At 38.5% G+C, this 18,559-nt stretch carries 22 protein-coding genes; 17 read left to right on the top strand and 5 right to left on the bottom strand.

Features of this window, described 5'->3' with window-relative positions:
- Window positions 1-7 precede the first annotated feature (7 nt).
- The 3 genes from ACERCF_RS04110 to ACERCF_RS04120 form a co-directional block, all read right to left on the bottom strand.
- Window positions 8-898 carry a hypothetical protein gene (locus tag ACERCF_RS04110; protein WP_373624702.1) on the bottom strand — a complete coding sequence of 297 codons (891 nt, stop codon included), beginning with the start codon at window positions 896-898 and terminating at the stop codon, window positions 8-10.
- Between the two features lie 94 nt (window positions 899-992).
- The gene (locus ACERCF_RS04115) at window positions 993-1,751 is read right to left on the bottom strand and encodes a tetratricopeptide repeat protein (RefSeq protein WP_373624703.1); all 759 of its coding nucleotides are present in this window, start codon (window positions 1,749-1,751) and stop codon (window positions 993-995) included.
- 23 nt (window positions 1,752-1,774) lie between these two features.
- On the bottom strand, window positions 1,775-2,038 hold the full coding sequence (locus tag ACERCF_RS04120) for a hypothetical protein (protein ID WP_176807801.1): 264 nt from the start codon (window positions 2,036-2,038) through the stop codon (window positions 1,775-1,777).
- A 255-nt stretch (window positions 2,039-2,293) separates the two neighbouring features.
- Between ACERCF_RS04120 and ACERCF_RS04125 the strand changes: the two genes are divergently transcribed.
- The 12 genes from ACERCF_RS04125 (at window position 2,294) to ACERCF_RS04180 (ending at window position 12,901) form a co-directional block, all read left to right on the top strand.
- Window positions 2,294-3,115, top strand: a complete 822-nt coding sequence (locus tag ACERCF_RS04125; RefSeq protein ID WP_373624704.1) for a Fic family protein — start codon at window positions 2,294-2,296, stop codon at window positions 3,113-3,115.
- 12 nt (window positions 3,116-3,127) lie between these two features.
- Window positions 3,128-3,742 (top strand): 16S rRNA (guanine(527)-N(7))-methyltransferase RsmG, encoded by a 615-nt coding sequence (rsmG, locus tag ACERCF_RS04130; RefSeq protein WP_373624705.1) that lies wholly within the window; start codon window positions 3,128-3,130, stop codon window positions 3,740-3,742.
- Between the two features lie 399 nt (window positions 3,743-4,141).
- Window positions 4,142-4,525, top strand: coding sequence for an ATP synthase subunit I (locus tag ACERCF_RS04135; RefSeq protein WP_373624706.1), 384 nt, complete (start codon window positions 4,142-4,144; stop codon window positions 4,523-4,525).
- Window positions 4,526-4,551: 26 nt separating this feature from the next.
- Complete coding sequence (gene atpB / locus ACERCF_RS04140) at window positions 4,552-5,340, top strand: F0F1 ATP synthase subunit A (protein WP_025236988.1); 789 nt, start codon at window positions 4,552-4,554, stop codon at window positions 5,338-5,340.
- Between the two features lie 148 nt (window positions 5,341-5,488).
- A complete protein-coding gene (gene atpE / locus ACERCF_RS04145) occupies window positions 5,489-5,743 on the top strand; it encodes a F0F1 ATP synthase subunit C (protein ID WP_025236987.1) in 255 nt (84 codons plus the stop codon).
- A 58-nt stretch (window positions 5,744-5,801) separates the two neighbouring features.
- The gene (gene atpF / locus ACERCF_RS04150) at window positions 5,802-6,272 is read left to right on the top strand and encodes a F0F1 ATP synthase subunit B (RefSeq protein ID WP_373610274.1); all 471 of its coding nucleotides are present in this window, start codon (window positions 5,802-5,804) and stop codon (window positions 6,270-6,272) included.
- A 13-nt stretch (window positions 6,273-6,285) separates the two neighbouring features.
- Window positions 6,286-6,819 (top strand): F0F1 ATP synthase subunit delta, encoded by a 534-nt coding sequence (gene atpH / locus ACERCF_RS04155; RefSeq protein WP_373610275.1) that lies wholly within the window; start codon window positions 6,286-6,288, stop codon window positions 6,817-6,819.
- Between the two features lie 12 nt (window positions 6,820-6,831).
- The gene (gene atpA / locus ACERCF_RS04160; protein ID WP_373624707.1) at window positions 6,832-8,373 is read left to right on the top strand and encodes a F0F1 ATP synthase subunit alpha; all 1,542 of its coding nucleotides are present in this window, start codon (window positions 6,832-6,834) and stop codon (window positions 8,371-8,373) included.
- 25 nt (window positions 8,374-8,398) lie between these two features.
- Window positions 8,399-9,265 carry a F0F1 ATP synthase subunit gamma gene (atpG, locus tag ACERCF_RS04165; protein ID WP_373624708.1) on the top strand — a complete coding sequence of 289 codons (867 nt, stop codon included), beginning with the start codon at window positions 8,399-8,401 and terminating at the stop codon, window positions 9,263-9,265.
- A 20-nt stretch (window positions 9,266-9,285) separates the two neighbouring features.
- The gene (atpD, locus tag ACERCF_RS04170; RefSeq protein ID WP_373610278.1) at window positions 9,286-10,659 is read left to right on the top strand and encodes a F0F1 ATP synthase subunit beta; all 1,374 of its coding nucleotides are present in this window, start codon (window positions 9,286-9,288) and stop codon (window positions 10,657-10,659) included.
- A 25-nt stretch (window positions 10,660-10,684) separates the two neighbouring features.
- Window positions 10,685-11,107: a F0F1 ATP synthase subunit epsilon gene (locus tag ACERCF_RS04175; RefSeq protein WP_373610279.1), complete on the top strand. Its 423-nt coding sequence runs from the start codon at window positions 10,685-10,687 to the stop codon at window positions 11,105-11,107.
- Window positions 11,108-11,263: 156 nt separating this feature from the next.
- The gene (locus ACERCF_RS04180) at window positions 11,264-12,901 is read left to right on the top strand and encodes a factor H binding protein domain-containing protein (protein WP_373624709.1); all 1,638 of its coding nucleotides are present in this window, start codon (window positions 11,264-11,266) and stop codon (window positions 12,899-12,901) included.
- A gap of 99 nt (window positions 12,902-13,000) precedes the next feature.
- Here ACERCF_RS04180 and asnA read toward each other — a convergent pair whose 3' ends face one another.
- A complete protein-coding gene (gene asnA, locus ACERCF_RS04185) occupies window positions 13,001-13,993 on the bottom strand; it encodes an aspartate--ammonia ligase (RefSeq protein WP_373612278.1) in 993 nt (330 codons plus the stop codon).
- A gap of 164 nt (window positions 13,994-14,157) precedes the next feature.
- Between asnA and asnC the strand changes: the two genes are divergently transcribed.
- The 4 genes from asnC to ACERCF_RS04210 all read left to right on the top strand — a co-directional run bounded on the left by asnC (window position 14,158) and on the right by ACERCF_RS04210 (window position 16,487).
- Entirely contained in the window at window positions 14,158-14,631 is a 474-nt protein-coding gene (gene asnC / locus ACERCF_RS04190; RefSeq protein WP_373624710.1) for a transcriptional regulator AsnC, read from the top strand.
- A 154-nt stretch (window positions 14,632-14,785) separates the two neighbouring features.
- Window positions 14,786-15,049, top strand: coding sequence for a glycosyltransferase (locus ACERCF_RS04200; RefSeq protein WP_373624711.1), 264 nt, complete (start codon window positions 14,786-14,788; stop codon window positions 15,047-15,049).
- Window positions 15,050-15,173: 124 nt separating this feature from the next.
- Entirely contained in the window at window positions 15,174-15,935 is a 762-nt protein-coding gene (gene udp, locus ACERCF_RS04205) for a uridine phosphorylase (RefSeq protein ID WP_373624712.1), read from the top strand.
- 60 nt (window positions 15,936-15,995) lie between these two features.
- A complete protein-coding gene (locus tag ACERCF_RS04210; RefSeq protein WP_373624713.1) occupies window positions 15,996-16,487 on the top strand; it encodes a chorismate--pyruvate lyase family protein in 492 nt (163 codons plus the stop codon).
- Between the two features lie 80 nt (window positions 16,488-16,567).
- On the opposite strand, the gene ACERCF_RS04215 is transcribed toward ACERCF_RS04210, so the two are convergent.
- Window positions 16,568-17,437 (bottom strand): NAD(P)-dependent oxidoreductase, encoded by an 870-nt coding sequence (locus tag ACERCF_RS04215; RefSeq protein ID WP_373624714.1) that lies wholly within the window; start codon window positions 17,435-17,437, stop codon window positions 16,568-16,570.
- Between the two features lie 127 nt (window positions 17,438-17,564).
- Here ACERCF_RS04215 and murI point away from each other — a divergent pair, with 127 nt between their 5' ends.
- Window positions 17,565-18,356, top strand: a complete 792-nt coding sequence (gene murI, locus ACERCF_RS04220) for a glutamate racemase (RefSeq protein WP_373624715.1) — start codon at window positions 17,565-17,567, stop codon at window positions 18,354-18,356.
- Window positions 18,357-18,559 lie beyond the last annotated feature (203 nt).

The raw sequence follows: 18,559 nt of genomic DNA on the forward strand, positions 1-18,559 counted from the left end.
TTAAAGTTTATTTTGTAAAAAGTGGTTTGGTTATACCAAGTTGGGTACTAATTCTAAGAGGCTTGCTATTGTTAAATAACATACGGGCTTTAACATCATTTCTAAATTGATCAGAATTAAGGAAGCCGTTTTGGTATAACTGCAAAATTGGGTTGATAATATCTTGATGTATCATTGTTATTTTATTTGTTGGCATTTCATCAAAAGCAATTAAATCTAATACCCAGTCATAAATAAAACTTTGATAAAAAGAAGTTGACTCATCATCTTGATATTCTAGCGAGCCAATAAATTCATTTAACATTTCTCTGAAATGTAATAAATAGCGTTCAGTAAAAAACGGAACGATAATGGCTAATTCACGATAATGGTGAATTAAGTCAATGCGGTGTTCTAATGCTGGAAAATCGTGTTTATTTTGATATTTATCAGCTTCAATATGAAACCAATAAAGAGAACGCACTGCATTGGCTAATAATGTTAAATAATGGCTTGATTGCTCTTTTAAAATTGCTTGTTCAATCCATTGTTGATACGGGTTGTTTATCGGGTTGTATAAATAGGATAAAAAACGTTTTTCACTCTCTTTTTCTGATATTAAGGTTTGAATATCAGGTAAATTTTCAATTTGAATATGATATTCATTGAGTTGTTCTTTTATCTGATTTAATTGTGCGTTGGCGTGTTGATGTTTTTCGATAAACCCGAGATAAGAAAATATCGCACTGATTGCAGGAATTGCTGCCCCTGCGGTGAGCGTTACACCTAAAAAAGCAAAAAGCGCAGAATTTATTTCCCAGAGTTTATCCGAATTGTAATGTTTGACTAAAAAGGCAAGTGAAAACATAAACAAGACAATTAAACTGACGGAAAATAAAATCACCCACCAAATTTTCATAGAATGATAAAAGTGTGATATTGGAGTATTGCTATTCGTAGACATAATAAAACCTTAAAAGGGCGAAACCATTCGCCCGTTATGTAATAGAAAATTAACGAATACCTAATTTATCAAGCTCTGCATAGGCGGTACAGGCATATTGCAAGCCGTTATCACAAGATTGTCCAAATAGCTGCTTAGCCTTGGAAACATCTTTTCGCACACCTTTTCCGTCTTTATACATCAAACCGAGCATTGCTTGGGCTTTTGCGTATCCCTGTTCAGCGGCTTTTTCGTACCAATAGACGGCTTGTTTATCGCTTTGGGTCACACCTCGCCCTGTGTCATACATCACACCGAGATTTAATTGGGCATCTTTGTCTCCCTGTTCAGCGGCTTTTTCGTACCAATAGACGGCTTGTTTATCGCTTTGGGTCACACCTCGCCCTTTTCCATACATCACACCGAGATTTAATTGGGCATCTTTGTCTCCCTGTTCAGCGGCTTTTTCGAACCAATAGACGGCTTGTTTATCGCTTTGGGTCACACCTCGCCCTATGTCATACATCACACCGAGACTGAATTGGGCATTTGCGTCTCCCTGTTCAGCGGCTTTTTCGAACCAATAGACGGCTTGTTTATCGCTTTGGGTCACACCTTCTCCGTTTGCATACATAAAACCGAGATTGAATTGGGCAACTGCGTATCCTTGTTCTGCAAGTTGTTTAAGGAGTGGGAAAGCAGCGGAATAGTTTTGTTGTTTGTAGGCTTGAACGGCCCGATCAAATTTTTCGCTATCGGTTTCGGCGAATGCAGTATTAGCGATACCAACAGAGAGTAGAGCGATAAGTAGGGATTTTTTGAAGTTCATTTTGGGGTTCCTTATTTCTGGAGTTATTTAAATTCAATCTGTAATGTTTCTGGATTAAGAAAACATTGTCGGTCAGTTTCAATAGGGGTTAATGGTGTCAGAATATGGAAGTCAGGTTTAAATAGTTGAGGGCTATTATTAGCAATCATTTTATTGATGATTTCATTTACCGCTTCTTGTTCATTTAGATTAATGGCTTTTATATTGTCGAAAATATAGGGGTAATTTTCGGGGCTGTTAAAGTAATTCTGATAAATATCAACGGTAATTTCAAAACGATTTTTCATAAGGTGTTATTTCTGTGTATAGTTTTAAGGTTAGTTTTTAGTGGTTTTATATCCAGTGTTTCGCTACCCTCTATCAAGAGGGTAGGACAGATAGTATACTATCTGTCCTATAAAGGACTGCTAAACCCTCTTGCTCGATATTAATTGAAATGTTGATGTTTATTTAACCACTTTTCTCGCCAAGACAAGCGGTCGATTTTTGGTTAAAATCTGCAAGAAAGAATGAGTAAAATTAGAACGCTTGTAAGGAAGAGAATGTTTGACGAATATCTCCGCCAATCAGAACCCGATAAAACCGAGAAAGCCAAAATTTGGCAAACGGCTATTGGTTTACAAGAAGTTGATGGATTAAAGCCATCGGGCTATCTATTGGAGAATGCGAAGCAACATATTGAAGGTAAATTAACGCTTTATGAGGTTCAAGATCATTTAAATCGTTATTACCAACAGCAAGTGGTACGTTTGGAAGATAGTCGAACGGAAGAGGCGGATAAGGTTGCTACTCGGATTACCGAAATTCTTTCGGAGCAAACTTTTAGCTTATCGCCTGTGGAATTTATGGCTATTCATCGCCGTCTTTTCCAAGATATTTACCCGTTTGCTGGGCAAATACGGGATTACAATATCAGTAAGAAAGAGTGGATATTAATAAATGGTGAATCTGTTCTTTATGCTACAGCGGAGAGTTTAAAAGCAACGCTAGAATACGATTTAAACCAAGAAAAACAGTTTAGTTATCGAGGGTTAAGCCAAAATGAGATTATTCAACATATTGCTATTTTTACGGCTAATCTTTGGCAAATCCACCCTTTCGGCGAAGGTAATACTCGCACTACTGCGGTATTTTTGATTAAATATCTTAGAAAATTGGGTTTTAAAGCCGTAAATAATAAGATGTTTGCCGAACATTCTCTGTATTTCCGTAATGCACTGGTTCGGGCGAATTATGAAAATATCGCCAATGGGATTTTTGCAACGCAAGACTATTTAACGCTATTTTTGGAAAATTTGCTGATAGACAAACATCACTATTTGAAAAATAGAGAACTTCATATTGATTTCAACGCTGATAAATAAAGAATTTGCAAAATGTTAGAAAAATTAGACCGCTTGTTAGCCCAAGCCGAAATAAATTTGACCGATCAACAAAAATCCCAGTTGGTTGGTTTTGTTCGTCTGTTAGATAAATGGAATAAAGCTTATAATCTCACTTCCGTCCGTAACCCTGATGAAATGTTGGTTAAACACATTTTAGACAGCCTTGTGGTGAGCCAACATTTACAGGGTGAGAAGTTTATTGATGTAGGCACCGGGCCGGGGCTGCCGGGCATTCCTCTGGCGATTGCTAACCCTGATAAGCAATTTGTATTGCTAGACAGCTTAGGCAAACGCATCACTTTTATCAAAAATGCCTTGCGTGAGTTAGGAGTAACGAATGTCACGCCAATCCAAAGCCGAGTTGAAGAGTACACCGAAAGCCAATTTGACGGCGTATTAAGCCGAGCCTTTGCCTCGCTCAACGATATGATCGACTGGTGCTATCATCTGCCTGCTGAAAACGGCAAGTTTTATGCGTTAAAAGGCGTGTATGACGAGCAAGAAGTGGCAGAGATTAAAAAGCCGATTGAGCTACTTAAAGTGATTGAGCTGAATGTGCCAGAATTAGTCGGTGAACGGCATTTAGTTGTTCTTAAAAAAGCATAATACAAGCGGTTAGATTTTTGTTACTTTTTGCAAATATCTAACCGTTTTTTTTACAAATTATTTACTTATTTTAGACCTTTTCTCCTCTTTTTATCGTAAATGTGGAATTTTTCTTATTTTTGGAAATTTCGGGCATTGTGATTGTTCTTTTTTTTAATAAAGCGTCGGTTTTTTATATTCGCTTATGTTTACTAAGTCATTCATTATTCTGATTTTTAACTACCGGTTTTCCTAAAATCGACCTTTTTTAACAAAAATGTGATGAATGCCACTTTTTCAATAGTTTTCGGTTGCAACTCCTAATGAGTAAAGTATAATTTCGAGCGGATTTCCATTGATCTAACAGTGGCTATTTTTTTAGCCTGATTGTCAGTTAATCTTGTTCAAAAAGGGTAAAATGTGTCTGCTGTAATCAATAAAGCAAAATCACAATATCGCAGAGCGTTGGGAATTGAAGTAGGAGCTATTTTAGTTTTAGCTTTTATTCTCTTTTTGTGTAAAGGGAATATGGTTATTTCCTTTCTTGCTGGGGGTATCTCTAGTTTTGTGCCTCACTGTGTTTTTGTGTATTGGGTTTTCTTTAGAAATTCTGCAAAAGATCGGACAAAAATGACCGCTTTCTATTGGGGCGAGGGGATTAAGTGGGCGATTGCTATCGTCTTGATGATTGCTAGTTTTACCTTAATTCCAAATCTTCAATTTTTAGTATTTTTTGTAGGTTATTTTTTAGCACTGTTTTTAAACATTGTATTGCCGATGTTCTTGAGTCGGAAATCAACATAGTTTTTTAATTTTACAAAGGATAAATTATGGCTGGGTCTACCGCAGAATATATCACTCACCATTTGACGTTTTTAACAACGGGTGAGGGATTTTGGAATGTGCATTTAGATACCTTGTTTTTCTCATTGGTAGCAGGTGCTATTTTCCTTTATTTTTTCCGCAAAGCAGCAAAAAACGCAACAACGGGCGTGCCGGGCAAGTGGCAATGTTTTGTTGAGATGATTATTGAATGGGTAAACGGTGTGGTTAAAGAGAACTTTCACGGTCCTCGCCACGAAGTTGGTCCATTAGCATTAACCATCTTTTGCTGGGTATTCATTATGAATGCGATTGACTTGATCCCGGTTGATTATCCACCTCAATTAGCAAGTTTGCTAGGTATTGACTATTTACGTGCAGTACCAACAGCAGATATTAGTGCGACATTGGGTTTATCAATTGGTGTATTCTGCCTAATTATCTACTACACAATCAAATCGAAAGGTTTCGGTGGTTTTGTTAAAGAATATACGCTACATCCGTTTAATCACTGGGCGTTTATTCCGGTAAACTTCTTATTAGAAGTGGTTACATTACTTGCAAAACCAATTTCTCTTGCATTCCGTTTATTCGGTAATATGTATGCAGGTGAATTAATCTTTATTTTGATTGCTGTAATGTATATGGCAGAAAGCATAGTACCGCAAATGTTGGGTGTACCGCTTCAAATTGTTTGGGCGATCTTCCACATTTTGGTTATTACGCTACAAGCATTCATCTTTATGATGCTCACAATCGTGTATTTAAGTATTGGTTATAACAAAGCTGATCATTAATACAAGCGGTTAAAAAATCTTAATTTTTTACAAGTTTAAATTTTGTAGAGTGATTACTCTGTAAAACAATGAAATGGAAGGCATACGCCTTTTTATATTTAACTAAACTAGCCTTTGGCTAAATTCCTCAACCCTTATGGAGAACATTATGGAAAACGTAATTACGGCAACAATTTTTGGTTCAGTAATTTTATTAGCTTTCGCTGCATTTGGTACTGCGATCGGTTTCGCATTATTAGGTGGTAAATTCTTAGAATCTTCTGCCCGCCAACCGGAATTAGCAAACAGCTTACAAACTAAAATGTTTATCGTTGCAGGCCTTTTAGATGCTATCTCAATGATCGCAGTTGGTATCGCGTTATTATTCATCTTCGCTAACCCATTCATCGGTTTATTAGGCTAATCCCTATAAATAATAGGCGTTACCTTCGGGTAATTTAACTAACTTTATAGGAGGCGTTGTGAATTTAAATGCAACACTAATTGGTCAGCTTATTGCGTTCGCAATCTTTGTTGCGTTCTGTATGAAATATGTATGGCCACCGCTAATTCGAGCGATTGAAGAGCGTCAAGCAAATATTGCTAACGCATTGGCTTCTGCCGAAAAAGCGAAACAAGAACAGGCTGATTCTAAAGCTGCTGCGGATCAAGAAATCCTGCAAGCGAAAGAAGAAGCTCAAAAAATTATTGATTTAGCAACAAAACGTCGTAATGAAATTTTAGAGTCTGTACAAGCAGAAGCTGAAATTGAGCGTCAGCGTATTATTGAGCAAGGTTATGCGGAAGTTGAAAGCGAGCGTAAACGTGTTCAAGAAGAGCTTCGTCAAAAAGTGGCTGCATTGGCTGTTGCCGGTGCGGAGAAAATTGTCGGTCGTTCAGTTGATGCTGCAGCGAACAACGATATTATTGATAAGCTAGTTGCAGAACTATAAGAAGGTGGGGCAGATGTCAGAATTAAGCACAGTAGCTCGCCCCTATGCTAAAGCGGCTTTCGATTTTGCTTTAGAACAAGGTCAATTGGACAAATGGCAGCAAATGTTACAGTTTTCTGCATTAGTCGCTAGTGAAGAGCAAGTCGGTGATTTTATTAATTCATCACTTGCAAGCGGTCAAATTTCTGATGCTTTTATCAAAATTTGTGGCGAACAATTAGATCAATATGGGCAAAATTTCATTCGTGTTATGGCTGATAATAAGCGTTTAGCTGTATTACCTGCTGTATTTAGTGCATTTTTAGAATTAAGAGCAGAACACGAATCAATTAAAGATATTGAGGTTGTCTCTGCAGAAAAATTAACAGATGCACAAGAAGCAAAAATTGCCAATGCGATGGAAAAGCGACTCGGAACAAAAGTACGAATTACTTCATCAGTAGATAACTCATTAATTGCGGGTGTTATTATTCGTTATGATGATGTGGTGATTGATGGTAGTAGTCGTGGACAGCTAAACCGCTTGAGTCAAGAGTTGAGCTTGTAAGAGGAATAAAAAATGCAACTAAATTCAACAGAAATTAGTGAATTGATTAAAAAACGAATTGCCCAATTTAATGTGGTATCTGAAGCAAAAAGCACAGGGACAATCGTTTCAGTAAGTGATGGAATTATTCGTATCCATGGTCTTGCTGATGTAATGCAAGGTGAAATGATTGCATTACCAGGCAATCGTTATGCGATTGCATTAAACTTAGAAAGAGATTCTGTCGGTGCGGTTGTAATGGGACCTTATGCTGATTTAGCAGAAGGGATGGAAGTACAATGCACCGGTCGTATTTTAGAAGTACCGGTTGGTCGTGGGTTATTAGGTCGTGTAGTTAATACATTAGGTCAGCCTATTGATGGTAAAGGTGAAATCCAAAATGATGGTTATTCTCCAATCGAAGTGATTGCACCAGGTGTTATTGACCGTCAATCTGTTGATCAACCTGTTCAAACGGGCTATAAAGCAGTGGACTCAATGGTGCCAATCGGTCGTGGTCAGCGTGAGCTTATCATCGGTGACCGTCAAACAGGTAAAACTGCATTAGCTATCGATGCGATCATTAACCAACGTGATTCAGGCATTAAATGTATCTATGTTGCTATCGGTCAAAAAGCATCAACTATTGCCAACGTAGTGCGTAAATTAGAAGAGCACGGTGCATTACAAAACACTATCGTGGTTGTAGCATCTGCGTCTGAATCAGCCGCATTACAATACTTGGCTCCTTATGCGGGGTGTGCAATGGGTGAATACTTCCGTGATCGTGGTGAAGATGCGTTAATCGTTTATGATGATTTATCTAAGCAAGCAGTTGCTTACCGTCAAATTTCATTGTTATTACGCCGTCCACCGGGTCGTGAAGCATTCCCGGGTGATGTATTCTACCTACACTCTCGTTTATTAGAGCGTGCGTCTCGTGTAAACGCAGACTATGTAGAGCGTTTCACTAACGGTGCGGTAAAAGGTCAAACAGGTTCTTTAACTGCATTACCGATCATCGAAACTCAAGCGGGCGACGTTTCTGCGTTCGTTCCAACAAACGTAATCTCGATTACTGATGGTCAGATTTTCTTAGAATCAGGCTTATTCAATGCGGGTATTCGTCCTGCGGTAAACCCGGGTATCTCGGTTTCTCGTGTGGGTGGTTCTGCACAAACTAAACTTGTTAAGAAATTAGCGGGTGGTATTCGTACTGCATTAGCACAATACCGTGAATTAGCAGCATTCGCACAGTTCGCATCAGACCTTGATGAAGCAACACGCAAACAGCTTTCTCACGGTCAGAAAGTAACTGAATTGTTGAAACAAAAACAATTCGAGCCAATGTCTGTTGCACAGCTTGGTTTATCTCTAGCGGCGGCTGAATATGGTTATCTTGATGATGTACCTGTTGAGCGTGTAGGTTCATTTGAGTCTAACTTATTGGCTTATGCTCAAAGTAACTACGGCGAGTTTATGCAAGAACTGTCAAAATCTGGCAATTTCAATGATGAAATTAAAGATAAATTGAACGAGATTTTATCTAGTTTCAAAAAGAATAGTGCTTGGTAATCTAACTTTTTAGCGGAGAAAAAATATGGCAGGTGCTAAAGAGATAAGAACCAAAATTGCAAGTGTTCGTAATACACAAAAAATTACCAAAGCGATGGAAATGGTTGCCGCATCAAAAATGCGTAAAACCCAAGAGCGTATGTCGGCTTCTCGCCCTTATGCAGATAGCATTCGCAAAGTAATTAGCCATATTGCCAAAGGTAACATTGAGTATCAACACCCATTCCTCATCTCACGTCCAGTGAAAAAAGTGGGCTATTTAGTGGTTTCAACTGACCGTGGATTGTGTGGTGGTTTGAATATTAACTTATTTAAAACAGTGTTAAATGAGTTAAAAGAAAAAGATGATCAGGGTATTAAATCTGAATTAAGTTTGGTTGGAAACAAAGGTATTTCTTTTTTCAGCCCAATGGGATTAGAGATTAAAGGTCATCTTAATGGATTGGGTGATACACCAGCAATGGAAAATTTAGTCGGTATTGTAAACGGTATGGTAAAAGCCTTCCGTGATGGCGAGATTGACGAAGTTTATGTGGTATATAACCGCTTCGTAAACACTATGTCGCAAAAACCGACAATACAAAAATTACTTCCATTGCCAGAGCTTGAAAATGACTCATTAGGGCAAACAGGTTCTTGGGATTATATCTATGAACCAAGTCCGCAAGCGTTATTAGATAGCTTACTTGTACGTTATTTAGAATCTCAGGTATATCAAGCAGTTGTTGATAACCTAGCCTCTGAACAAGCAGCTCGAATGGTTGCGATGAAAGCGGCAACAGATAACGCAGGTAATCTCATCAATGAGTTACAATTGGTGTATAACAAAGCTCGTCAAGCAAGTATTACGAATGAATTAAATGAAATTGTCGCGGGTGCCGCAGCAATTTAACAATGAATAGAGGAACGGTAATGGCAACGGGAAAAATTGTACAGATCATCGGTGCGGTAATCGATGTTGAGTTTCCGCAAGATGCAGTACCAAAAGTTTATGATGCATTAAAAGTTGAAACAGGCTTAACGCTTGAGGTTCAACAACAATTAGGTGGCGGTGTGGTTCGTTGTATTGCACTTGGTTCATCTGATGGTTTAAAACGTGGCTTAAAAGTTGAAAATACGAATAAAGCGATTGAAGTACCAGTAGGTACAAAAACGTTAGGTCGTATTATGAACGTATTAGGTGAGCCAATCGATGAAGCAGGCCCTATCGGTGAAGAAGAGCGTTGGACAATTCACCGTGCAGCACCAAGCTATGAAGAACAAGCTAATAGTACCGAGTTACTTGAAACGGGTATCAAAGTTATCGACTTAGTCGCTCCGTTTGCGAAAGGTGGTAAAGTTGGTCTATTCGGTGGTGCGGGCGTAGGTAAAACGGTAAATATGATGGAGTTAATCCGTAACATCGCTATAGAGCACAGCGGTTACTCTGTATTTGCGGGCGTAGGTGAGCGTACTCGTGAGGGTAACGACTTCTACCACGAAATGAAAGACTCTAACGTATTAGACAAAGTATCACTTGTTTACGGTCAGATGAACGAACCACCGGGCAACCGTCTGCGTGTGGCATTAACAGGCTTAACAATGGCGGAGAAATTCCGTGATGAAGGTCGTGATGTCTTATTCTTCGTAGATAACATCTATCGTTATACCCTTGCAGGTACGGAAGTATCCGCATTATTAGGTCGTATGCCGTCTGCGGTAGGTTACCAACCAACTCTTGCAGAAGAGATGGGGGTATTACAAGAACGTATTACTTCAACGAAAACAGGTTCTATTACCTCTGTTCAAGCAGTATATGTTCCTGCGGATGACTTAACTGACCCGTCTCCGGCAACAACCTTTGCTCACTTAGACTCAACAGTAGTATTAAGTCGTAATATCGCATCACTTGGTATCTACCCAGCGGTAGACCCATTAGACTCAACCTCTCGCCAGTTAGACCCATTAGTGGTTGGCGAAGAGCATTATAACGTTGCTCGTGGTGTACAAGGTACATTACAACGTTATAAAGAGTTAAAAGATATTATTGCAATCTTAGGTATGGACGAATTATCTGAAGATGACAAACGCTTAGTAGCTCGAGCCCGTAAAATTGAACGTTTCCTTTCACAACCATTCCACGTTGCGGAAGTATTCAACGGCGTGCCGGGTAAATTCGTACCATTAAAAGATACAATTCGTGGCTTTAAAGGCATTTTAGAAGGCGAATACGACCATATTCCAGAACAAGCGTTCTATATGGCGGGTTCAATTGACGAAGTGGTTGAAAGAGCAAAACAGATGTAATTGTTCTTAAACAAAGGAGAACAGTATGACATCTCAATTTGAACTCACAGTTGTGAGTGCGGAAAGTAAAATCTTTGAAGGCACAGTAACAAGTGTGCGTGTTTCAGGGATTGATGGCGAATTAGGGATCTATGCAGGGCATACCCCATTATTAACTGCTATCAAACCGGGTATGGTTAAATTCACTTTAGCTGATGGTAAAGAAGAGTTTATCTACGTATCAGGTGGTTTCCTTGAGGTACAACCAACCGTTGTTACCGTGCTTGCAGATACCGCAATTCGTGGTGAAGACTTAGATGAACAACGTATTCTTGAAGCAAAACGCAAAGCAGAAGAACGTTTATCTAAAGCCGATAGTGAAGACTATTTAACGGCGAAATTAGCACAAGAAATTGCTAAATTACGTGTTTACGAACTCACAAAAACAAAATTAGCGAATAAACGTTAATCTCGAAAAACCTCACGAAAGTGGGGTTTTATTTTTACAAGCGGTTGAAAATCATAAATTATTTCCAATAATTCATTTCTTACTTGACGACAGATTGTTTTTTTTTTGTACAATTTTGGTGTGCGTTTGCACGGTTAATTTAATAAGGAAAACACTATGTCGGTAAAAAAACTTTCTCTAGCTAGTCTTATTTTACTTAGTCTTACAGCCTGTAGTAGCGGTGGTGGGAAATCAGGTGAAACAAATCTAAAACGGCAAAATGAGCTAACCCAAGCTCAGGCAGAACTAGATTCTGTTAAATCAGAATTAGTAAAAGCAAATCAAGATCTAAGTTCAGCGCAAAGCGAGCTTTCAAAAGCAGCTCATACTGTACAACAAGCCCAAGCAGATTTAGCCAAAGCTCAAGCGGATAAAAACACAACGTCAGCACAATTAGCTCAAGCGAAAGCAAATTTAGCGAACGCAGAAAAAGCGAAAGAAATTGCAGAAAGCAAGTTATCTGTTGCGAATAATGAAAAACAAGCGGTGCAAAATCAGCTAAATTCTGCAAATGGCGATCTGGTTAAAGCGAAGAGCGATTTACAACAAGCCCAAGCAGATTTAGCGAAAGCTCAAGCGGATAAAAATACAACGGCAGCACAATTAGCTCAAGCGAAAGCAAATTTAGCGAACGTAGAAAAAGCGAAAGAAATTGCAGAAAGCAAGTTATCTGTTGCGAATAATGAAAAACAAGCGGTGCAAAATCAGCTAAATTCTGCAAATGGCGATCTGGTTAAAGCGAAGAGCGATTTACAACAAGCCCAAGCAGATTTAGCGAAAGCTCAAGCGGATAAAAACACAACGGTAGCACAATTAGCTCAAGCGAAAGCAAATTTAGCGAACGCAGAAAAAGCGAAAGAAATTGCAGAAAGCAAGTTATCTGTTGCGAATAATGAAAAACAAACGGTGCAAAATCAGCTAAATTCTGCAAATGGCGATCTGGTTAAAGCGAAGAGCGATTTACAACAAGCCCAAGCAGATTTAGCGAAAGCTCAAGCGGATAAAAATACAACGGCAGCACAATTAGCTGTAGCAGGAAAAGCAAAATCTGAGGCAGAAATGGCATTGCAAAATAAAAATAAGGTGATTAAAGAAATCGTCCGTAAAGCCGCAGAAATTACCAATGAGCAGGGGCGAGAGTATTCTTGGGTCAATTACACAGGATTATCTTCTCTTCCACAAGGGTTAAGCAAGCACGCCTTTATTAGTATGTCAGCAGAAAATTTAGATGGTATTTTTGTGGGCGATCACTATATTTATCTGACGCCAAGTGTAATGGTGGAGGGGCGTGATAATACTGCATTTTGGGATAGCGACTCACCTAAACAAAGTAGTTTTAGAGTACAAAGTATTAATGGTACAAAAACAGAAAATCTTCCATCAGCTGGTGAAGCTACTTATATAGGAAAAGGTTTTAACTCCGATAATATCGGTCTTTTAAACTACAAAGTGAATTTTACCGAGAAAACAGGGGCTGGCTCTCTTTCACAATTTAATAATACCGCTATTCCAACAATCCAGTTAGAAAAAGGTAATATTGTTGATGGTATGATTAAAGCGAACGCTTCTGCCGCAGGGGGTATTTCAGGCAAGTACGAATTAGGTTTTTATGGAGATAATGCTCAATCTATTGCAGGCGAAACTTATCTTTATAAACAATTTGAGGGTGGAATTGCAACCAACGGCAATACCGCTAAAAAATATGGCGATAGCGAGCGTGGCACAGTTTTTGGTATAGCTGGTGAGAAGCAATAATTATTGTAGGTTTACAAGCGGTCAAAAATAGTAAATTTTTTGCAAAAACAGACCGCTTGTAGAAACTTAAAAGCGAACCCTAAGGTTCGCTTTTCGTTATTAAAGAATATTCTCAAACTGTTCAAACACTTCTTTTGGCCATACGCTTGATTGTACTTCGCCGATGTGTTTTTTACGGAGTAAGAACATCACTAAGCGTGATTGACCGATACCACCACCGATTGAAAGCGGTAATTTGCCCGCTAATAAATCTTGGTGCCAATCCATCTTTAAGCGGTCTTCATCGCCTGTAAGTGACACTTGTAAACGCAATGCTTTTTCATCAACACGAATACCCATCGATGAAAGCTCGAATGCTGTGCCTAATTCTTCGTTCCACACTAAAATATCGCCGTTTAAGCCTTTGTAGCCTTGTTCTGATTCGGTTGTCCAGTCATCGTAGTCTGGAGCTCGACCATCGTGAGGTTTACCATCAGATAATTTACCACCGATACCAATTAAGAACACTGCTCCGCATTCTTTACAGATCGCATTTTCACGCTCTTTGCCCGTCATATTTGGATAGCGTTGCACTAAATCTTCACTATGCACAAAGGTAATTTGTTTTGGTAAAACAGACGGAATATCAAAGCGAGCTTCCACTGCTAATTCAGTTAAACGGATAGCCTTATAGATTTCATTAACAGTTTCTTTTAAGTATTCAAAGTTACGGCGACCTTCAGGAATTACTTTCTCCCAGTCCCATTGATCCACGTAAACAGAGTGAGTGCGGTCTAATGAATCTTCATCAGGGCGTAGAGCTGCCATATGCACAAATAAGCCTTCGCCTTCTTTAAAACCGAAGCGAGCAAGTGTGTGGCGTTTCCATTTTGCAAGAGAGTGAACAACCTCATAAGTTGCATTTGGAATACATTTTACGTTTACTTTTACCGCTTTTTCGATACCCGAAAGGTTATCTTGCATACCGTTGCCGACTTCGCTCAAGATCGGACCTTGCACTTCAACAATGCCTAATTTATCAATTAAATATTGCGTAAAGGTGTTTTTAACAAAACTGATTTCTTGTTGTTGTAAGATGAATGACTTTTTCATTTTTTGCTTTCCTAATGAATGTTAGTATGAATGGCTGCTAATTTAAAGAATTTTGTTAAAAATGCAATATTTATCAAATAAAAAAGCAAATGTATTAAATTTGGTTTAAAATAAATTAAATTATTTTAGATAAAATTTAAAGAAACGGTTTTTAAGGAGAGAAAATGCACAACAAAAGCAAGGTAAAATTAGAAATTGATAAACTCGATCAGCAAATTTTACGCTGTTTAATTAAAGATGCTCGCATTCCTTATGCAGAAATGGCGAAAGGTTTCGGTGTAAGTGCGGCAACCATTCACGTTCGGGTGGAAAAAATGCGACAAGCGGGGATTATTGAATCAACAAAAATTGTAGTCGATGAACGAAAATTAGGCTATGATGTATGTTGCTTTATCGGCATTATTTTAAAGTCTGCAAAAGATTATGACAAAGTGATCGCAAAACTCAATGAATTTGATGAAGTGGTTGAAGCATATTACACCACGGGCAATTACTCGATTTTTATTAAAGTAATGACTCACACTATTGAGGAATTACATTCAGTGTTGGCGGGCAAAATTCAATCTATTGATGAAATTCAATCAACAGAAACCTTAATTTCGTTACAAAATCCGATTTTGAGAGGTATTTTGCCTTAATAAGCGGTTAAAAAAGTATAAATTATTTGCAAATAAACATTGCAATATAAATAAAAGGAAATAGAATGAATACCAACCAACCAACCAACCAACCAACCAACCAACCAACCAACCAACGGTTGCGGTAGTTAGTTTAACCACAGCTCTGCCTGAATTGGGACGTGCGATTGAATCTGTGAAACAGCAAACCTACCCTTGCAAGCATTATATCTTTGTGAACGGAGAGGAATATTACCGTTCTGCTTCAGAAATTATTCAAAAATTTGACAACTTAACTGTGATTTATTCGCCGATAAATGTTCATAATATTGATGGGTTGATCGCAATGTTAGTTAAAGAGGATGTGGTTTTCTATTTATCTGACAACGATTTTTTCGATCCAACTTATATCGAAGAACAAGTAAAGAAAGGTAATTAAACGAAATCGTTTTCCTTTGATCTGCTTCACAAAATGAAACATTAATTGCAAAAAAACATCGAAAATCGATCGCTTGCTAGGTAGAATAATTTTGAATGATGTTAGAAATAAAAAGGAGATAGTTATGTCTGAAGTATTTCATTTAGGTTTAACAAAAGCGATGTTAAAAGGGGCAAAAATTGCGATTGTACCGGGAGATCCAGCAAGAAGTGAGCGTATCGCCAAGAAAATGGATAACCCTGAATTTTTGGCTTCGACTCGGGAATTTACCTCTTGGTTAGGGTATTTAAATGGTGAAGCAGTGGTTGTCTGTTCTACAGGGATCGGTGGCCCTTCAGTATCAATTTGTGTGGAAGAGTTAGCTCAACTAGGTATTCGCACCTTCTTACGCATTGGCACAACAGGGGCGATTCAAGAACACATCAACGTAGGCGATATTTTAATTACCACAGGGGCTGTTCGTTTAGATGGTGCAAGCCAACATTTTGCGCCTATGGAATATCCTGCAGTGGCAAACTTTGAATGTACGAACGCACTTTACGCTGCAGCGGTTGATGCAGGGGTTAAACCTTACGTTGGTATTACAGCTTCTTCTGATACTTTCTACCCGGGGCAAGAGCGTTACGATACTTTCACAGGCAAAATTTATCGCCATTTCCAAGGTTCGTTAAAGCAGTGGCAAGATCTCAATGTAATGAATTTTGAAATGGAATCTGCCACGCTCTTTACAATGTGTTCTGCATTAGGCTTGCGTGCGGGTATGGTAGCTGGTGTGATTGTAAACCGCACCCAACAAGAAATTCCAAACGAAGCAACAATCCACGAAACCGAACACAAAGCAATTTCTGTTGTGGTCGAAGGTGTAAGAAAATTAATTCAAGGTTAATCTTCAAATTTAGGCGTAAAAAAGGTAAATTGTCGCCGTGATAATTTACCTTTTTGCTTTATGTTTACAGAATATCGTAGAAATTTCTTAGAGGCGGAATGGCATTCAGACTCTACCCCTCTTTCTCTTGCTCAACAAGATTGGCTTTTGCACGATGGATCGCTTACCCAAAAACTACTTGATGTGGCAACCCATTTCAATGTGGAAGTAGTACAAGAAAAGTGGATTGCAAAAAATAGAGAAAAAATGACCACTTGCAATGAAGATGTTTGGTTACGAGAAGTGCTATTAAAAGACGGCGAAACAAATTGGATTTTCGCCCAAACCCTTGTGCCAAAATCAACAATAGAAAATTTCGCCCGAAATGTATTGGTATTAGGTGATGAGCCGATTGGCTTATGGCTATTTTCTCAAAATCCGACTCGTACGAAATTAGAATGGACAAAAACAGAGAACGGTTTGTTTGCACGGCATGGCGTGTATGAAATAAAAGGCTATTCGCTTGAAATTAGGGAGTTGTTTTTGGCGGATTTCCCTTATCTAGTCGGTTAAAAAATGATGGTGCAAGCGTCCACGCTTGTGCCTAATTTTAATAAAAAGTACCAGTGAGGATGCTGGCACTATCAATGAGTTTATTTTGCCAAGAACTGATAAATCGCAGCCATATCTACTTCGCTCAAGCCTGAATCGTTTGCCTGATTGTAAGTTTTAGTTGCTTGTTCAATTAACGGGTAAGATTTACCTAGCTTCGCAATTTCTTCGCTTGCTAAGTTAAAATCTTTCGTCATATGCTTCATCATAAATGCAGGTTGGAACTCATTCGCTAAGTACATAGGCACTTTAGCTTGGAAAATAGGGCTATTCATAAATGAGCCTGAAATCATCTCAATCACTTGCTCTTTCGGAATACCGTACTGATCGGCAAAATTCAACGCTTCGCCGTAGGCTTGAACGAAAATCCCTAATAATGAGTTAATCATTAATTTAATACCGCCTGCTTTACCCACAGAACCATAATAGAAAGTGGTAGTGCTAAATGCGGCGAAAAGTGGCTTGATTTGCTCAACAATCTCTTCTTTACCTGCTAAAAGTACTAATAGTTTGCCAGCTTCTGCAACTTTGCTTGAGCCTGAAACAGGTGCTTCCACAAATTCCGCACCGTGTTGTGCAAGCAGAGCTTCAACCGCTTGGTTTTGGCTTGGCGAAATGGTGCTCATATTCACCACTAATTTGCCTTTTAACTCTGCTAAAACCTCAGCACTTAACACCTGCTGAATAGACGCATAGTCTGCAATCATCAAAAAAATAATATCGTGAGCTTTCACTAACTCAACAACAGAAGAATATAATTTCCCACCTGCTGCAACTACTTTCTCCGCTTTCTCTGGGCTGCGGTTATAAACCCCTACTTTTACCCCACTGTTAAGTAAGTGCTTCGCCATTGGTTCGCCCATTTGACCTAAACCAATCCAACCGATTTCTTGTGTGTTAAATTTTTGCATAATGTTCTCCTTGATTAAATAATAGAATGATTATTGCGATTTTCGATCATCAAGTCAAATAGAGATAACTTGAATATAACGAGGGAAAGGAGTAGCATTTCCACACTAATTCATTCAGTAAATAACAATGAAACCAACAATCCTTTTATACGACTCTGGAATGGGTGGCTTAACGATTTATGATGAAATCCGTAAAGTGCTACCTCAAGCTCACTATTTATATTGTTTTGATAATGCCTTTTTTCCTTATTCTGAGAAATCAGAAGAGGTATTGATTGAGCGAGCGGTCAAAATTGTGCAAAAAATTGCAGAAAAACAACCGCTTGATATGGTGGTTGTAGCCTGCAATACCGCTAGTACAGTGGTGCTTCCTGCATTGCGTAAGCATTTTCAATTTCCCATCGTAGGCACTGTACCGGCTATTAAACCAGCAGCCACAATTTCTGAAAGCAAAACGATTGGTTTATTAGCCACGAAAGGTACGGTTTCTCGTCCTTATGTTGATGAATTGATTGAGAAATATGCCCAAGATTGCATTGTGGAAAAAATTGGCACAACGGAGTTGGTTGAAATTGTAGAAGAAAAACAGAGAACGGGCAGAGTAGATATGGCTCGTTTACAAAAAGTAGTAGCGGATTGGCAAGAACATTCCACACTAGATACCGTTATTCTTGGTTGTACTCATTTTCCGTTGGTAAAACAGGAATTGCAGCAAGTGTTACCAAAAGTGAAATACTTTGTTGATCCGGGAATAGGGATTGCTAAGCGGGTTTTAAGCTTGTTAGAAGAGGAAAAATTTAATCACAAGAATGAATTAGTTAATGAAGCGTTTTGTACCGCAGAAACTTCTGCATTCGAGATTAAACGGAATATTATGCAACATTGGGGGTTTAATCAACTATCTGTGATTAATGTTTAAGCTAAATCAATGTTTTTGATGAAAAATAATCCAGTTGATAAAAAACTTTAAAAAAGGGGTTGCAACAGTTTTAAAAACCTCTATAATGCACCCCACACAACGACGCGCTGTTGTGAACGGTTAGGTTTTAAGTTCAGTGCGTCGTTCTTTTTTGTTCTTTAACAATTTATCAGACAATCTGTGTGGGCACTTGTTGATTGACT

The organism is Mannheimia kashgarensis, assembly GCF_041807705.1.
Taxonomy (GTDB): Bacteria; Pseudomonadota; Gammaproteobacteria; order Enterobacterales; family Pasteurellaceae; genus Mannheimia.

Excerpts from the sequence above, each read along its gene's own strand:
- ACERCF_RS04110 (WP_373624702.1), bottom strand. The coding sequence starts at position 898 with ATGAAAATTTGGTGGGTGATTTTATTTTCCGTCAGTTTAATTGTCTTG.
- ACERCF_RS04115 (WP_373624703.1), bottom strand. The coding sequence starts at position 1,751 with ATGAACTTCAAAAAATCCCTACTTATCGCTCTACTCTCTGTTGGTATC.
- ACERCF_RS04120 (WP_176807801.1), bottom strand. The coding sequence starts at position 2,038 with ATGAAAAATCGTTTTGAAATTACCGTTGATATTTATCAGAATTACTTT.
- ACERCF_RS04125 (WP_373624704.1), top strand. The coding sequence starts at position 2,294 with ATGTTTGACGAATATCTCCGCCAATCAGAACCCGATAAAACCGAGAAA.
- rsmG (WP_373624705.1), top strand. The coding sequence starts at position 3,128 with ATGTTAGAAAAATTAGACCGCTTGTTAGCCCAAGCCGAAATAAATTTG.
- atpB (WP_025236988.1), top strand. The coding sequence starts at position 4,552 with ATGGCTGGGTCTACCGCAGAATATATCACTCACCATTTGACGTTTTTA.
- atpE (WP_025236987.1), top strand. The coding sequence starts at position 5,489 with ATGGAAAACGTAATTACGGCAACAATTTTTGGTTCAGTAATTTTATTA.
- atpH (WP_373610275.1), top strand. The coding sequence starts at position 6,286 with ATGTCAGAATTAAGCACAGTAGCTCGCCCCTATGCTAAAGCGGCTTTC.
- atpA (WP_373624707.1), top strand. The coding sequence starts at position 6,832 with ATGCAACTAAATTCAACAGAAATTAGTGAATTGATTAAAAAACGAATT.
- atpG (WP_373624708.1), top strand. The coding sequence starts at position 8,399 with ATGGCAGGTGCTAAAGAGATAAGAACCAAAATTGCAAGTGTTCGTAAT.
- atpD (WP_373610278.1), top strand. The coding sequence starts at position 9,286 with ATGGCAACGGGAAAAATTGTACAGATCATCGGTGCGGTAATCGATGTT.
- ACERCF_RS04175 (WP_373610279.1), top strand. The coding sequence starts at position 10,685 with ATGACATCTCAATTTGAACTCACAGTTGTGAGTGCGGAAAGTAAAATC.
- ACERCF_RS04180 (WP_373624709.1), top strand. The coding sequence starts at position 11,264 with ATGTCGGTAAAAAAACTTTCTCTAGCTAGTCTTATTTTACTTAGTCTT.
- asnA (WP_373612278.1), bottom strand. The coding sequence starts at position 13,993 with ATGAAAAAGTCATTCATCTTACAACAACAAGAAATCAGTTTTGTTAAA.
- asnC (WP_373624710.1), top strand. The coding sequence starts at position 14,158 with ATGCACAACAAAAGCAAGGTAAAATTAGAAATTGATAAACTCGATCAG.
- udp (WP_373624712.1), top strand. The coding sequence starts at position 15,174 with ATGTCTGAAGTATTTCATTTAGGTTTAACAAAAGCGATGTTAAAAGGG.
- ACERCF_RS04210 (WP_373624713.1), top strand. The coding sequence starts at position 15,996 with ATGTTTACAGAATATCGTAGAAATTTCTTAGAGGCGGAATGGCATTCA.
- ACERCF_RS04215 (WP_373624714.1), bottom strand. The coding sequence starts at position 17,437 with ATGCAAAAATTTAACACACAAGAAATCGGTTGGATTGGTTTAGGTCAA.
- murI (WP_373624715.1), top strand. The coding sequence starts at position 17,565 with ATGAAACCAACAATCCTTTTATACGACTCTGGAATGGGTGGCTTAACG.